The organism is Bradyrhizobium sp. LA6.8 (assembly GCF_040547935.1).
Classification (GTDB): Bacteria; Pseudomonadota; Alphaproteobacteria; order Rhizobiales; family Xanthobacteraceae; genus Bradyrhizobium; species Bradyrhizobium barranii.
The window spans coordinates 928,921-941,665 of sequence record NZ_JBEPQQ010000001.1 but is presented as its reverse complement, the minus strand read 5'-3'; the positions used below and the strand labels follow the sequence as shown (position 1 = coordinate 941,665).

14 protein-coding genes are annotated in these 12,745 nt (G+C 65.2%); 7 read left to right on the top strand and 7 right to left on the bottom strand.

Going from position 1 to position 12,745, the window contains the following annotated elements; all coding sequences use genetic code 11:
* Positions 1-6: 6 nt before the first annotated feature.
* Together ABIA90_RS04030 and ABIA90_RS04025 are read right to left on the bottom strand one after the other, a co-directional pair.
* Positions 7-993 (bottom strand): cysteine synthase A, encoded by a 987-nt coding sequence (locus tag ABIA90_RS04030; RefSeq protein WP_354117371.1) that lies wholly within the window; start codon positions 991-993, stop codon positions 7-9.
* Between the two features lie 156 nt (positions 994-1,149).
* Positions 1,150-1,527, bottom strand: a complete 378-nt coding sequence (locus ABIA90_RS04025) for a hypothetical protein (RefSeq protein WP_028159380.1) — start codon at positions 1,525-1,527, stop codon at positions 1,150-1,152.
* 183 nt (positions 1,528-1,710) lie between these two features.
* Here ABIA90_RS04025 and ABIA90_RS04020 point away from each other — a divergent pair, with 183 nt between their 5' ends.
* The 3 genes from ABIA90_RS04020 (at position 1,711) to ABIA90_RS04010 (ending at position 4,894) form a co-directional block, all read left to right on the top strand.
* Entirely contained in the window at positions 1,711-3,120 is a 1,410-nt protein-coding gene (locus ABIA90_RS04020; protein WP_071915151.1) for an aldehyde dehydrogenase family protein, read from the top strand.
* A gap of 68 nt (positions 3,121-3,188) precedes the next feature.
* The gene (locus tag ABIA90_RS04015; protein WP_354117370.1) at positions 3,189-3,749 is read left to right on the top strand and encodes a DUF2478 domain-containing protein; all 561 of its coding nucleotides are present in this window, start codon (positions 3,189-3,191) and stop codon (positions 3,747-3,749) included.
* A 176-nt stretch (positions 3,750-3,925) separates the two neighbouring features.
* On the top strand, positions 3,926-4,894 hold the full coding sequence (locus tag ABIA90_RS04010; protein ID WP_354117369.1) for a helix-turn-helix domain-containing protein: 969 nt from the start codon (positions 3,926-3,928) through the stop codon (positions 4,892-4,894).
* Between the two features lie 16 nt (positions 4,895-4,910).
* On the opposite strand, the gene ABIA90_RS04005 is transcribed toward ABIA90_RS04010, so the two are convergent.
* From ABIA90_RS04005 to ABIA90_RS03985, 5 genes are all read right to left on the bottom strand, one after another.
* Positions 4,911-5,495 carry a TIGR00645 family protein gene (locus tag ABIA90_RS04005; protein WP_354117368.1) on the bottom strand — a complete coding sequence of 195 codons (585 nt, stop codon included), beginning with the start codon at positions 5,493-5,495 and terminating at the stop codon, positions 4,911-4,913.
* A 34-nt stretch (positions 5,496-5,529) separates the two neighbouring features.
* A complete protein-coding gene (locus ABIA90_RS04000; protein ID WP_354117367.1) occupies positions 5,530-6,165 on the bottom strand; it encodes a TerC family protein in 636 nt (211 codons plus the stop codon).
* Positions 6,162-6,524: a hypothetical protein gene (locus ABIA90_RS03995; protein WP_028146728.1), complete on the bottom strand. Its 363-nt coding sequence runs from the start codon at positions 6,522-6,524 to the stop codon at positions 6,162-6,164. Before ABIA90_RS03995 ends, ABIA90_RS04000 begins: the two co-directional genes overlap by 4 nt.
* 2 nt (positions 6,525-6,526) lie before the next feature.
* Positions 6,527-7,000 carry a TerB family tellurite resistance protein gene (locus tag ABIA90_RS03990; RefSeq protein WP_071915156.1) on the bottom strand — a complete coding sequence of 158 codons (474 nt, stop codon included), beginning with the start codon at positions 6,998-7,000 and terminating at the stop codon, positions 6,527-6,529.
* 539 nt (positions 7,001-7,539) lie between these two features.
* Positions 7,540-7,920 carry a nuclear transport factor 2 family protein gene (locus ABIA90_RS03985; protein ID WP_354117366.1) on the bottom strand — a complete coding sequence of 127 codons (381 nt, stop codon included), beginning with the start codon at positions 7,918-7,920 and terminating at the stop codon, positions 7,540-7,542.
* A 176-nt stretch (positions 7,921-8,096) separates the two neighbouring features.
* Between ABIA90_RS03985 and ABIA90_RS03980 the strand changes: the two genes are divergently transcribed.
* The 4 genes from ABIA90_RS03980 (at position 8,097) to ABIA90_RS03965 (ending at position 12,737) form a co-directional block, all read left to right on the top strand.
* Entirely contained in the window at positions 8,097-9,854 is a 1,758-nt protein-coding gene (locus ABIA90_RS03980) for an MOSC domain-containing protein (RefSeq protein ID WP_354117365.1), read from the top strand.
* 52 nt (positions 9,855-9,906) lie between these two features.
* Complete coding sequence (locus ABIA90_RS03975) at positions 9,907-10,503, top strand: redoxin domain-containing protein (RefSeq protein WP_354117364.1); 597 nt, start codon at positions 9,907-9,909, stop codon at positions 10,501-10,503.
* A 51-nt stretch (positions 10,504-10,554) separates the two neighbouring features.
* The gene (gene pdxR, locus ABIA90_RS03970) at positions 10,555-12,033 is read left to right on the top strand and encodes a MocR-like pyridoxine biosynthesis transcription factor PdxR (RefSeq protein WP_354117363.1); all 1,479 of its coding nucleotides are present in this window, start codon (positions 10,555-10,557) and stop codon (positions 12,031-12,033) included.
* A gap of 74 nt (positions 12,034-12,107) precedes the next feature.
* Positions 12,108-12,737: an FMN-binding negative transcriptional regulator gene (locus ABIA90_RS03965; RefSeq protein ID WP_354117362.1), complete on the top strand. Its 630-nt coding sequence runs from the start codon at positions 12,108-12,110 to the stop codon at positions 12,735-12,737.
* Positions 12,738-12,745: the final 8 nt, after the last annotated feature.

Below are 12,745 nucleotides of genomic sequence, written 5' to 3'. Positions count from 1 at the left end.
GGCACGCTATCGCATCCAGCGTGGCAGGGGCAGATTCTTCTTGCGCAGGAATTCCGGGTTGAACAGCTTGGATTGATAGCGCTGTCCGCCATCCGCGAGGATGGTCACGATGGTTTTGCCTGGACCGAGGTCGCGCGCAAGTCGCATGGCTCCAACGATATTGATCGCGCTTGAGCCCCCCAGCACCAGTCCTTCATACTCGATCAAGTCGAACAGAACAGGCAAAGCTTCCTCGTCCGTAATCTGATATGCCGTATCGATGGGCGTGCCTTCGAGGTTCCGGGTGACACGGACTTGCCCGATCCCTTCGGTGATGGAGTCTCCTTCTGTCGTCAGCTCACCTTTGGTGAACCAATTGTAGAGAGCGGCCCCCATCGGATCGCTGAGCGCAATCTTGATGCCGGGATTTCGTTCCTTGAGGGCTCGCGCGATCCCACCCAAGGTACCGCCGCTCCCGACGGCACATGTGAAGCCATCGATTCGTCCATCCGTCTGCTGCCAAATCTCCGGACCAGTCGTGCGATAATGCCCGTCCCGATTGGCGACGTTGTCGAACTGATTGGCCCAGAAAGCACCGAGCTCCTCGGCGAGCTGACCGGAATAGCGCGCGTAATGACCCGGATTGGAATAGGGTACGGCCGGCACCAGGCGCAGGTCGGCACCGCACAGCCGCAACATGTCCTTCTTCTCCTGACTTTGCGTGTCAGGCATCACGATCACGCTTCGATAGCCGCGCGCATTCGCCACGAGCGCTATGCCGATTCCGACATTGCCGGCTGTTCCTTCGACGATGACGCCTCCCGGCCCAAGCTTGCCGCATCGTTCGGCATCGTTGATCATGGCCAGCGCCGCGCGATCCTTGATCGAGCCGCCGGGATTGAGAAATTCGGCCTTGCCATAGATCTCGCAACCCGTGGCCTCCGACGGCATTCGCAGCCTGATCAATGGCGTGTTGCCGATAGCGTCCAGGAAACCCGTTCGAACACCGCTCATCGCTTGCCACCTCTATGCGCCCGCAACTTTAGGCTGGCGAACAGGCAAAGCGATTCTCTAGTTCAGGCGACGCGCGCAACATTCCCGGCGTTCGACCGGCCCAAGCGGCAATTCCATTCTTAGGCGGTGTTTTGTTTGCGCCTTTGGCCCAAGCCGCTAGTTCGGCCGCACCGACATTTCCGGCATCGGCTGGGTCAGCGCTTCGCCGAGCAGGCTCTGCTCGGCTTTCGGGATCGAGAAGCGCACCTTGAAGCCGTCCTCGGTCTGAAGCGTGATGATGCGCTGGGTCGTGTCGGTCGCCTGCTCGATCGCCCAAGACGCCAGCGGATAGGCGTAGCGCAGGCTCTGGTCGCCGTAGCGGGCCTTCAGCGCCGCCTCGAGCAGCCCGGGCAGCGTCATGATGAGGGCGCCGACCTGGTTGAGCGAGACGCTGACCGCGGCGGGGTTGCCCGCCAGATCCTCGAAGCCCAGCGAGATCGCGCCGCCGTCGGACGCCACCTCGCAGGTCGTGAGCTGCCTCACCTTGATTTCCATCGTCAGTCCCGGAACGCGGTTCGCTATATTCATCACGATATATCGATATGTCCACCCGCGTCCAGCCCTGCTTTTCTGGAATTGATCGAACCGGCCGCCATGGTCGGCCCGGCGAAGTCGTGATATATAGTTCGATATAACGAGGCCCCGAACGGCCCGTTTCTGCAAGGGAGCGCAAAGCCAATGAGTGACTACAATCTTCTCATCGACGGCAAGATGGTGCCCGGCGACCAGACCATGCCGGTTCTCAATCCCGCGACCGAAGAGGTGCTGGCGCAGTGTCCGCGTGCCTCGAAGGCGCAGCTTGATGCCGCCGTCGCCGCGGCGAAGGCCGCCTTCCCGGCCTGGGCTGCGACCCCGATGGCGGAACGCCGCAAGCTCGTGAACAGGATGGCCGACGTCATCGAGGCCAATTCGGGCGAGCTCGCCCACATCCTCACCAGCGAGCAAGGCAAGCCGCTTGGCGACGCCACCGGCGAAGTTTTAGGCATGGCCGCGTTCTTCCGCTACCTCAGCTCGCTCGAATTGCCAATGAAGGTGATCGAGGATTCCGGTGACCGCAAGGTGGAAGCCTATCGCCGCCCGCTCGGCGTCGTCGGCGCCATCATTCCCTGGAACTATCCGCTGCTGATCCTCAGCTTCAAGCTGCCGTCGGCCCTGCTCGCCGGCAACACGCTGGTGGTGAAGCCGGCGCCGACCACGCCGCTCGCGACGCTGCGCTTCGCCGAGCTGATCAAGGACGTCCTGCCGAAGGGCGTACTCAACTTCATCACCGACGCCAACGATCTCGGCGGCGAGATGACCAAGCATCCCGATATCCGCAAGATCTCGTTCACCGGTTCCTCCGCCACGGGGCAGAAGGTGATGGCGAGCGCAGCGCAGACGCTCAAGCGCATCACGCTCGAGCTCGGCGGCAACGACGCCGGTATCGTGCTCGACGATGTCGACCCGAAGAAAGTCGCTCCCGGCATCTTCGAAGGCGCGTTCCAGAACTCCGGCCAGGTCTGCCTCGCCATCAAGCGGCTCTATGTCCACGAGTCCGTCTATGACGAGCTCTGCAACGAGCTGGTCGCGATCGCCAAGAGCACGGTGGTCGACGACGGCGCCAAGCAGGGCACCAAGCTCGGGCCGCTGCAGAACAAGATGCAGTACGAGAAGGTGAAAACGTTCCTCGAGGACGCGCGCAAGAACGGCAAGGTGGTCGCCGGCGGTTCGGCGATGGACCGTCCCGGCTATTTCATCGAGCCGACCATCGTGCGCGACATCCAGGAAGGCTCGAAACTGGTCGACGAGGAGCAGTTCGGCCCGGTGCTGCCGCTGATCAAGTACTCTGACAAGAACGATGCGATCCGCCGCGCCAACGCCACCACCTACGGCCTCGGCGCGTCGGTCTGGTCGTCCGACATCAAGCGCGCGCACGAGGTCGCAACGCAGCTCGAGTCCGGCACGGTCTGGATCAACAAGCACCTCGACATGGCCCCGCACATCCCGTTCGGCGGCGCCAAACAGTCGGGCATCGGCACTGAATTCGCCGAGGAAGGCCTCGCCGAATTCACCCAGCTCCAGATCATCAACGGCCCGCCGGCGGCCTGATCCGACATCCGGGGCCGCGGCAAAACCGCCGCGGCCCCGTTCTCTTTGCGACGAAGCAGAGGCCAACCATGTTCGATGCGCAATGCGACCTCGCCGCCCTCGTCTACGAGGCGCATCAGGACCCCGACGCGGTCCTGCGCAGCTTCGCGGCGGATCTGAATGCGCGTGGCTGTCGCGTCGTCGGCATGGTCCAGGCCGGCCAATGCGCGGATTCGAGCCTGTCGGCCGTGCTGCTTCACAGCGGCGAGACGCTTCTGCTCGCGCAGGACTTCGATCCGGCCGCGCGCGGCTGCAGTCTCGATCTCGCGCGGCTGCAAAATGCGGGGATGCGGATCGCGGACGCGCTCTCGCGTGGCGCCGATCTCCTCATCATCAACCGCTTCGGCAAGCGCGAGCGCGACGGCAAGGGCCTGTCCCATCTGATCGGACGCGCGCTCGACGCCGACATTCCCGTGGTGATCGCGGTTGGCAGAGGCCATTTCGCCGACTGGATCAAGTTCGCCGGCGGCATGAGCGTCAGGCTCGGCTGCGAGCGCGGCGCGCTGGAGGCGTGGTGGCGGAGCATCTCCACAAGCAACGCGCGGCCTGACGTCGGATCACATCCTAAGGTGTGCGAAATTCTGAAGTGAACGATCTGAGCCTGCCGGACTCGCGTACTTGTCCGTGAAGTCCTCATAGCAGCGCGCCGACTTCCCCTGTCGCCGCCGCGCAGGCAGTAGTTTTCCGGAATATGGCCGACGGTCGGGCCTCTGATACGCTTCTGCGGATTCAACCCGCTCCCCCCGACATGCCCTGGGTTCCCGAAATGCCGGTCCGTCGGCTAAAACCATCGCGCGTCCTCGGCGTCGAGCGCTTCTCGGACTTCGACGAGTTTCGCGCCAACGAGGTGCTCGGTCTCGGCACCAGCACGCCGCTCCGTCCGCGGGAATTCTCGCTGTCTCGCGCCATCCTGCCGCTCCGCGACGGGCTCTTCGTGCTCCAGCGCTCCTTTGCACGGCGGTATGAGGCCGAGATCGGTACGGACAACGGCGTCGGCCTCGTTGTTCCCCTCACCTTTCACTCCATCGCCAATGGCCGCGAGGTCGATAGTTCGATGATCGCCGTCATGCGCGGCAAAGCCCCCGTCAAGGCGATCGAGCATCATCCCAACACTTACCTGATGCTGCGCTTCAACTCGGACATGCGCCATCGGGGCTGGGCGGATTTCGACACCGGCCTCGCCTATGTCCGCACGCAGGACGATCCGATGGCGCGCCTGCGCGCGGCTATCGTGGAGATGTTCTCGCTGGCGTCAGCATGCAACGATCCCCGGCAATTCGAGGCGCTCTACCGCCCGATCCAGGAAACGCTGCTCGCCGGCCTCGACGCCACCCTGCTGCCGGCAGGCGCACGCAGCGCCCGCCCCGGTTCATTCGACAAGCACCGCAAGCTGATCGCGCATCTCGACGACGTCGTTGCGTTGTTCGGCAGCAAGCCGCTCTACAGCGACGACCTCGCCGCTGCGCTCGGCGTGTCCGTGCGCACGCTCCAGGTCGCGACGCACGCGGTGCACGGCGTGAGCTTGCACCACTATCTGCGCCTCAAACGGTTGTGGGCCGTTCGCGTTCAGCTCATGACCGGGGGCGATGGCTTGACCGTCAAGGCCGCCGCGCTCGGCAACGGCTTTTGGCACCTGGGCGACTTCTCAAGGAGCTACAGACTGGCCTTCGGCGAAGCGCCGTCCGAGACGCTGGCACGCGGACGGCGTCCGTTGCATCTGGCCATCGGCGCCTGAGAGTGCGGATCGCCCCTCAGGCGTGACCGTTCTGCTTGCGGTGCCCGCTCTCGCTGATGCGGTCGACCCAGGCGATACCGATTGCGGAAATGATGAAGGTCAGGTGGATCAGCACCTGCCACATCACGCCGGACTCGGTGAAATTGCTGCGCGTGGTGCCGAGATTGCCGGCCTCGATGAAGGTCCTGAGCAGCGAGATTGAGGAAATGCCGATGATCGCCATCGCGAGCTTGATCTTCAGCACGCTGGCGTTGACGTGGCTCAGCCATTCCGGCTCGTCCGGATGGCCGTTCAGGTTCAGGCGCGAGACGAAGGTCTCGTAGCCGCCGACGATCACCATGACCAGCAGGTTCGAGATCATGACGACGTCGATCAGTCCGAGCACGACCAGCATGATCTGCTGCTCGCTGGCGTCGAACGAGTGCGCGACCAGGTGCCAGAGCTCTTTCAGGAACAGCAGCACATAGACGCCCTGCGCGACGATGAGGCCGACATAGAGCGGCACTTGCAGCCAGCGCGAGCCAAAGATGAGCTGGGCGAATGGGCCGATTTTCGGTCGCGGCCCGGCGTGCGCCGAAGGTGCTTTGGGTTCAGGCGTCATGGATCACTCCGGATTGCAGGCAGGAATTGTCGCCTCAGAGACTCGCGATGACGGGCGCGAGCTCGAGCGAACCGCGATAGATCATCTCGAAGGCGACGTAAACGATGATGGCGAGACCGACATAGGCGATCCAGCGCTGCTTCTGCAACACCCGGCCGAGCAGATCGGCGGCGACGCCCATCATCGCGACCGACAGCAACAGTCCGAACGCGAGGATGTAGGGATGCTCGCGCGCGGCGCCTGCGACCGCGAGCACGTTGTCGAGCGACATCGAGACGTCGGCGGCGACGATCTGCAACGCCGCCTGCCCGAAGGTCTTGCGCGGCGCCGCTACGCTGCCCGCGCCGCCGCCATGGCTCAACGAGAGCTCGGTGTGCGCGGACTGCTCGCGCAGCTCGCGCCACATCTTCCAGCACACCCATAGCAGCAGCACGCCGCCGGCGAGCAGCAGGCCGATCACCTGCAGGAGCTGGGTCGCGACGCCGGCGAAGACGATGCGCAAGGCTGTGGCGGCGACGATGCCGACGATAATGGCGCGGCGGCGCTGCTCGGCCGGCAGGCCGGCGGCGGCAAGGCCGATGACGACGGCGTTGTCGCCGGCGAGCACGAGGTCGATCAGGATGACCTGGAGCAGCGCGCTCAGCGCGTCGGCGGTGATGAATTCAGTCATGATTGATCATTTTTCGATGCAGACGGATCGAGCCATTGCGGCTTCTTCCGCTCGACCCAATCCAGGACCTTGGAGCGCGAGGCGCGTAACGCCGGGACGTCCTCGGCGAGCAGCGCGAGGCCGAGCGGCAGCATCCAGACTCCGAGCACCGGCAGGAAGGAGAGCACGCCGCCAACGATGAGCAGCGCGCCCGAAGGGATCCTCACCCAGCGGCTGGACGGTTTGAGCAGATAGGCGACGGTGTCGCCCATGCGCGGCGGCAGGCGGCGGACGAGCTTGTCGAGGCGCGGGTCGCCACCGGCCATCTGGCCGGTGGTGACCAGATTTCCTGTCGTCCGCTCGTCCGATGCTGTGCTCATGCTCACTCCTGCGCGGCGGCGCGCCGTTCAGTGCCTGCGCTGCCCGGCGCCACCGGCTTGGCACGCGGCAGCACTAGCGTCAGCAGGCGCAACAGCTTGATCGCCTGCACCTCATGGGGATGCACGTCCTCGTCCGCAGCCGCGACGCGCTCCGACAGTTCCATCAAATGGGCCGACAGCGGCAGGTCCGAGACCGGACGCAACGTGTCGATCACCACATTGGCAAAGTCGGGCTCCTCGAGCCGTTCCGCCAGTTCGTCGAATATCGCAAACAGCCGGTCGTCACTCATGTGCGGCGCCAGTCCGCGATCCCTGATGAAGCGGATCACCTCGTCGCGCTCGACCGGCGAAACGCGCCGGTCGGCGACGGCGACGAGCGCGCCGGCGATCACCAACGCGACCGCAGCCTGCTCGTTCAGCCTGGACGGTTCCGTGATCTCGATCTCGGTCGGATTTGAAGTGGCGGCGTCGGACATCGTAGCTCCCTTACGTTGCGAAATGACCGCGCGGGGCTGCGATGGGGACGATTGAGTCGGAGAGAACTCGAGAAGGCCCGACGATCGGCCGATCCATCGCATTTGCGCGGGACAGGTCATCCGACATCGCGAGGTTTTGCCGACATTGTCGGCGTCCTCGCCAGAGGGGCCCGGATTCTTGTTCGCTCCAGACATAAAGATGGGTGGGCCGGAATCAAGGCAACAAGACTGCGACCAGCCGCCGCATCGGGTTCCGTGTCAGTGAATTTGGTTAAGCAGCGATGCACGTGTCCCGGACGCGCTGCAGCGCTCTTCGCGTTGCTGCGCCGAGCCGGAACCCAGAAAGCCACGCATTCCGCTGCAACATCGGCCCCGGCTCAGCAGCGCACCGCCAAGAGGCGCTGCTGAGCCGGGGCACGACCGTTTGGCGCGCAGCTTAATCAACATCGTCATTGCGAGCGTAGCGAAGCAATCCAGAATCGTTCCGCGGAGACAGACTGGATTGCTTCGCTGCGCTCGCAATGACGGAGGACACGGACCTACCCTACCAACTCGACAAGATGCGCACGCGACGGTGACGGATCGAACTTCTCACCGAAATACTGCGTCTCGTGCGCCACCAGTCCTTCGCGGAATTCCATGATGCTGACGACATAGGACGGCACGCCGTCATAGGTCAGCACGAACTCGCTCACCCAGAGATCGCCGCCGCCGACGATCCGGCGGACCGTGAAGCGCTTCTTGTTGGGCTGCACGAACCGGCTTTCCTGAATCGTCCTGCGGCCGCGGATGCGCTCGCCGGACTGCGGATAGTCGAGCACGGCGTCCTCGCGGTAGATGTCGTGCTCGGCCTCGAAATCATTCGCATCCGACGCAGCCCAATGGCGCTGAAGGGCCGCCAGTATCGCCTGATCATCCATCGCGATCTCCCGTCTTGCGGTGTCTGCCCCCCAGATCGGGGCGCAGACAGCCGGCGACAAGACCGGCTAGCAACGTCTAACAACGACTAACGGGCCAAAAATCCGACATGGATGCAGATTGGCATTGCAGCGACCTGGAATCCGCCAGAGCCGCGCCGTCACGCCGGGGAACCCCCATGGCCCGCTTGCTCTCCCTCAATGTCGGCCTGCCGCGCGACATCGCGTGGCAAGGCAAGACCGTTTATACCGGCGTCTGGAAGACGCCCGTCAGTGGTCCGCGCAGGGTGCGCCGGCTCAACATCGACGGCGATGGACAGGGCGATACCGCCGGTCATGGCGGCGAGCAGCGCGCCGTCTACGTCTACCAGCGGGAGTCCTATCAATACTGGCAGGAGCACCTCGGTCGATCGAACCTCGTCCAAGGTCAATTCGGCGAGAATTTTACCGTCGAGGGCCTGGCCGACAGGGACGTCTGCATCGGAGACCGTTACAAAATCGGCTCTGCACTGTTCGAGGTGACGCAGCCGCGCGTCACCTGTTACCGGCTGGGCATTCGCATGGAGGAGCCGGACATGGCCGCGCTGCTCGTCAGGCACGGCCGGCCCGGGTTCTATTTTCGGGTGATCGAGGAAGGCGACGTCGAGGCCGGCGACGAGATCGTCCAGGTCGCTGACGGCCCCGAACGCATGAGCGTGTCCGAGATCAATGCGTTGCTCTATCTGCCCCCTCACCCGCGCGACGGCCTGGAGCGCGCGCTGAAAATTCCGGCGCTGAGCGGCGGCTGGCGTCATTCCTTCGCGGCGTTGCTCGAGCAGCAACGCAAGGATGCGACAGCGGGAAACGCCGGGCTCGGCCCGGCGTCGAGCCCGCCTCCGGCCTGGCGCGGCTTCCGGCCGTTTCGCGTGGCGCGCAAGATCGCCGAAAGCGGCAACGTGACGTCGCTGATCCTCGAACCCACAGACGGACATCCCGTCGCCGCTGCCCTGCCCGGGCAGTTCGTCATCGTGCGGCTCGGCGCCTCCGCTGCACCGGCGATGACGCGCAGCTATTCGCTGTCGAGCCGTTCCGATGCCGCGTCCTGGCGCATCAGCATCAAGCGCGAAGCCCACGGCGCGGCAAGCCAATATGTCGCCGACGAGGTCAAGATTGGCGACGCTGTGCAGATCGGCGCGCCGCGCGGAGGTTTCACGCTACGGCAAGATGCGCGGCCCGTCGTCTTGCTGAGCGCCGGCATCGGCGTAACGCCGGTGCTTGCGATGCTGCACGCGCTCGCCGCGGAAGCATCGACGCGCGAAGTCTGGTGGCTGCACGGCGCCCGCAACGGTCGCGAACATGCGTTCGCCGCCGAGGTGCGTGGGCTGTTGACTGGGCTGGCCCACCATCACAGCCATGTCTGCTACAGCGCGCCCGACCCGGGCGATCGTCTCGATGTGGATTTCGACTCGATCGGACATCTGGACCTCCGGGTGCTTCAAACCCTCGGCGTCCCCTCAGACGGCGATTTCTATCTGTGCGGGCCGGCACCGTTCATGACCGATCTCTCGCGCGGGCTTGCCGGACTCGGCATCGCAGCGGATCGCGTTCACACCGAGATGTTCGGCGCGGGACCATCCCTGACGCCCGGCATAGCGGCCTCCCCGCAGAAGCGGGCGCACTTGCCGGCCGGCGCAACCGGCCCGGGCCCGATGGTCTCGTTCGCCCGCAGCGGCCTCAATGTCTGCTGGGGACCATCATATTCCAGCCTGCTCGAGCTGGCCGAAGCCTGCGACGTTCCCGTGCGCTGGTCGTGCCGCACCGGGGTCTGCCACAACTGCGAGAGCGGGCTCCTGGCCGGCGCCGTCAGCTATGCGCCGGACCCGCTCGACGCACCTGCGGACGGCAATGTCCTGATCTGCTGTTCACGGCCCCAGGGCGACGTCGTGATCGATCTGTGAGTGTCGGCACTCACGCCGGACATGCGAGAGTTCGAAGACATGGGAGAGTTCAATGCGACCTGACATGACGCCGGGAGTAACCTTCCCCGATTACGAGCTCAGCGACTACACCGGTAAGCACCGAAAGCTCTCCGAGCTGCAGGGTGGCGATCCGATGGTGCTGGTTCTCGGCCGCGGCGGCTTCTGTCCGAAGGACCGCCGCCAGGCCGAAGGCCTGCTGCAACTCCATCGCGAGATGGAGGTTGGCTATTGCCGGCTGGTCACGATCACCACCGACAACATCACCCAGACCAACGAATATCGCAGCGGCGTCGGGGCGCACTGGCCTTTCCTGTCGGATTCGCGGCGCATCGTTCAGAAGGATCTCGACATCGCCGAATACACCGATCCCGTCCACAATCCGATGATCCCGCATGTCATCGTGCTGGAGCCCGGCCTGCGCGTTCACAAGATCTATAACGGCTACTGGTTCTTCGGGCGGCCGACCGTCGAAGAGCTGCGCCAGGATCTCCGGGCCGTCAGCATGAATTGCCGTCCGGACTGGGACATCACCGCGCCCGGACTGAAGGCCCTCTGGGATCAGGGCCACAAGGAGCATTTCTACCCTTACGGCAAGGCTTACGTCGAAACTCTCGGCGAACGGGACTAGAAACACATTCCGGCATCGTCCGTTCGGACGAATGCCGACCCAGGAATGTGGATGATCCAGATGAAGACCAATCCCGGCGATCGCGCCGGCCGCATGGGCGCGCGCCAGATCTACGAAGCTCTGAGGGATCAGATTCTGACGCGGGTCTACGGGATCGACGGCCTGCTGCCGTCGTCGCGGGCGCTTGCCGGCGAGATGGGCGTGGCGCGCTCGACCGTGACCGTCGCCTATGAACAGCTCGCCGCCGAAGGTTTTATCGAGACACGCCATGGCGCGCGGCCGCGCGTTGCCCGCGCCGTCGTCGAGCGCGGACGCGCGCGCGCCGCATCGCGGCCCTCGGCGCGCAAGCCGCTTCTGTCGGCCTTCGGCGAGCGGCTGCGGTCTGACCCGCCGCGCTGGATTGAGCCGCCGCGCGGGCTCATCGCCAACTTCCGCTATGGCGAGCTCTCGCCGTCGGATTTCCCGGTGCTGGCATGGAAGAAGGCCGTGACGGCGGCGATGGCGCGCAAGCCCGAGCGGCTGGCCTATGACGACCCCTGCGGCGCGCTGCGACTGCGGACTGCGCTTCAGGGCTATCTGTGGCGATCGCGCAGCGTCCGCTGCGAGGTCGATCAGATCGTTGTCGTGAACGGCTCGCAGCAGGGCCTCGACATCTGCGCGCGCCTCCTGCTCGACGCCGGCGACCGCTTCGTGATGGAGGATCCCGGCTACCAGATGGCGCGGCACACGCTCGCGGCGACCGGCGCCGAGACGGTGCCGATCCCCGTTGACGCGGACGGACTGGAGACAGCGCGGCTCGACGGCATCGAGGCCCGGCTCGCCTATGTGACGCCGTCGCATCAATATCCGCTCGGCGGCGTCATGCCGATCGGACGCCGGCACCAATTGCTGGCCTGGGCACGCAAGCACGACGCCTACGTGATCGAGGACGATTACGACAGCGAGTATCGCTACGACACCAGGCCGATCCCGCCGCTGCATGCGCTGGAGGGCAGCGACAACGTGATCTATCTCGGCACCGTCTCCAAGACGCTCTCCCCGACCTTGCGGATCGGCTACCTGGTCGTGCCCGCCGGGCTGCGATCCCTGTTCGCGGCCGCCAAGCAGATCATGGACCGGCACACGCCGCTGATCGAACAGCACGCTCTCGCTTCGATGCTCGAAAGCGGCGCCTATGACAGCCACGTCAGGCGCGTGCGCCGGCGTAACGCCGAGCGTCAGCAGGCACTGATCGGCGCGTTGCGCCGCCGGTTCGGAGATCGTGTCCGGATCGAGGGCACGGCGGCGGGCCTGCACGTGGTGGCGTGGCTCGACGATCTGCCGCAGAAGCGCGAAGATGCATTGATCCAGGCGGCTCGCGCGAAAGGCGTCGGCATCTATCCCGTCTCGGCGTTGTTGGTCGGCCCAAGCCGGACGCCGAGCCGGACGCGGAAGACCGTCGGTCTCGTCATGGGCTATTCGGCGCTGGAGATCGCGCAGATCGAGAGAGGCTGCAAGCTTCTCGCCCAGGCCGCCGCCGAACTGGACTGATGAAATCATAGGAAACTGGCCGTTTCGCATAGGCCAGATTCCGGCTATCTCCGCATCAAGAACGGAGACACGCCATGTACATCCCGCCCGCCTTCAAGGACGACGACATCGAGAGCATCCGCGCGACCATCCGCGGTGCGCGCCTCGCCAGCCTGGTGACGGCCACCGCCGAGGGCCCGGTCGCAACGCCCCTGCCGCTCTTCCTCGACGAGAGCGAAGGCGAGCACGGCGTGCTCTATGGGCATGTCGCCAGGGCCAACCCGCAATGGAAGCTGCCACCGATCGGCGATGCGCTCGCCATCTTCAACGGCCCCGACGCGTATGTGACGCCGTCCTGGTATGCGACCAAGCAGGAGACCGGCAAGGTGGTGCCGACCTGGAATTACGTCGCCGTGCACGCCTACGGCCCGGTCGAATTCTTCCAGGAGCCGGAGCGCCTGCTCGACGCCGTGACGCGGCTGACGAACAGGCACGAGGGCGCACGCGCCAAGCCGTGGGCCGTCAGTGACGCCCCCGCCGATTTCATCGCCGCGCAATTGCGCGGGATCGTCGGTGTGCGCATTCCCGTGGTTCGGTTCGAGGGCAAGCGCAAGATGAGCCAGAACCGGCCCGAGGCCGATCGCGTCGGCGTCGCGCAAGGTCTTGCGGCAAGTGAGGACGCGCATGATCGCGAAGCTGCCGCCCTGATCCCGCTTCCGGTCTGAGAGAGCGG

Coding starts and splice junctions, on each gene's coding strand:
- pdxR (WP_354117363.1), top strand. CDS start 10,555: ATGATCCAGATGAAGACCAATCCCGGCGATCGCGCCGGCCGCATGGGC.
- ABIA90_RS04025 (WP_028159380.1), bottom strand. CDS start 1,527: ATGGAAATCAAGGTGAGGCAGCTCACGACCTGCGAGGTGGCGTCCGAC.
- ABIA90_RS03965 (WP_354117362.1), top strand. CDS start 12,108: ATGTACATCCCGCCCGCCTTCAAGGACGACGACATCGAGAGCATCCGC.
- ABIA90_RS03990 (WP_071915156.1), bottom strand. CDS start 7,000: ATGTCCGACGCCGCCACTTCAAATCCGACCGAGATCGAGATCACGGAA.
- ABIA90_RS04020 (WP_071915151.1), top strand. CDS start 1,711: ATGAGTGACTACAATCTTCTCATCGACGGCAAGATGGTGCCCGGCGAC.
- ABIA90_RS04010 (WP_354117369.1), top strand. CDS start 3,926: ATGCCGGTCCGTCGGCTAAAACCATCGCGCGTCCTCGGCGTCGAGCGC.
- ABIA90_RS03980 (WP_354117365.1), top strand. CDS start 8,097: ATGGCCCGCTTGCTCTCCCTCAATGTCGGCCTGCCGCGCGACATCGCG.
- ABIA90_RS04000 (WP_354117367.1), bottom strand. CDS start 6,165: ATGACTGAATTCATCACCGCCGACGCGCTGAGCGCGCTGCTCCAGGTC.
- ABIA90_RS03985 (WP_354117366.1), bottom strand. CDS start 7,920: ATGGATGATCAGGCGATACTGGCGGCCCTTCAGCGCCATTGGGCTGCG.
- ABIA90_RS03995 (WP_028146728.1), bottom strand. CDS start 6,524: ATGAGCACAGCATCGGACGAGCGGACGACAGGAAATCTGGTCACCACC.
- ABIA90_RS04015 (WP_354117370.1), top strand. CDS start 3,189: ATGTTCGATGCGCAATGCGACCTCGCCGCCCTCGTCTACGAGGCGCAT.
- ABIA90_RS04005 (WP_354117368.1), bottom strand. CDS start 5,495: ATGACGCCTGAACCCAAAGCACCTTCGGCGCACGCCGGGCCGCGACCG.
- ABIA90_RS03975 (WP_354117364.1), top strand. CDS start 9,907: ATGCGACCTGACATGACGCCGGGAGTAACCTTCCCCGATTACGAGCTC.
- ABIA90_RS04030 (WP_354117371.1), bottom strand. CDS start 993: ATGAGCGGTGTTCGAACGGGTTTCCTGGACGCTATCGGCAACACGCCA.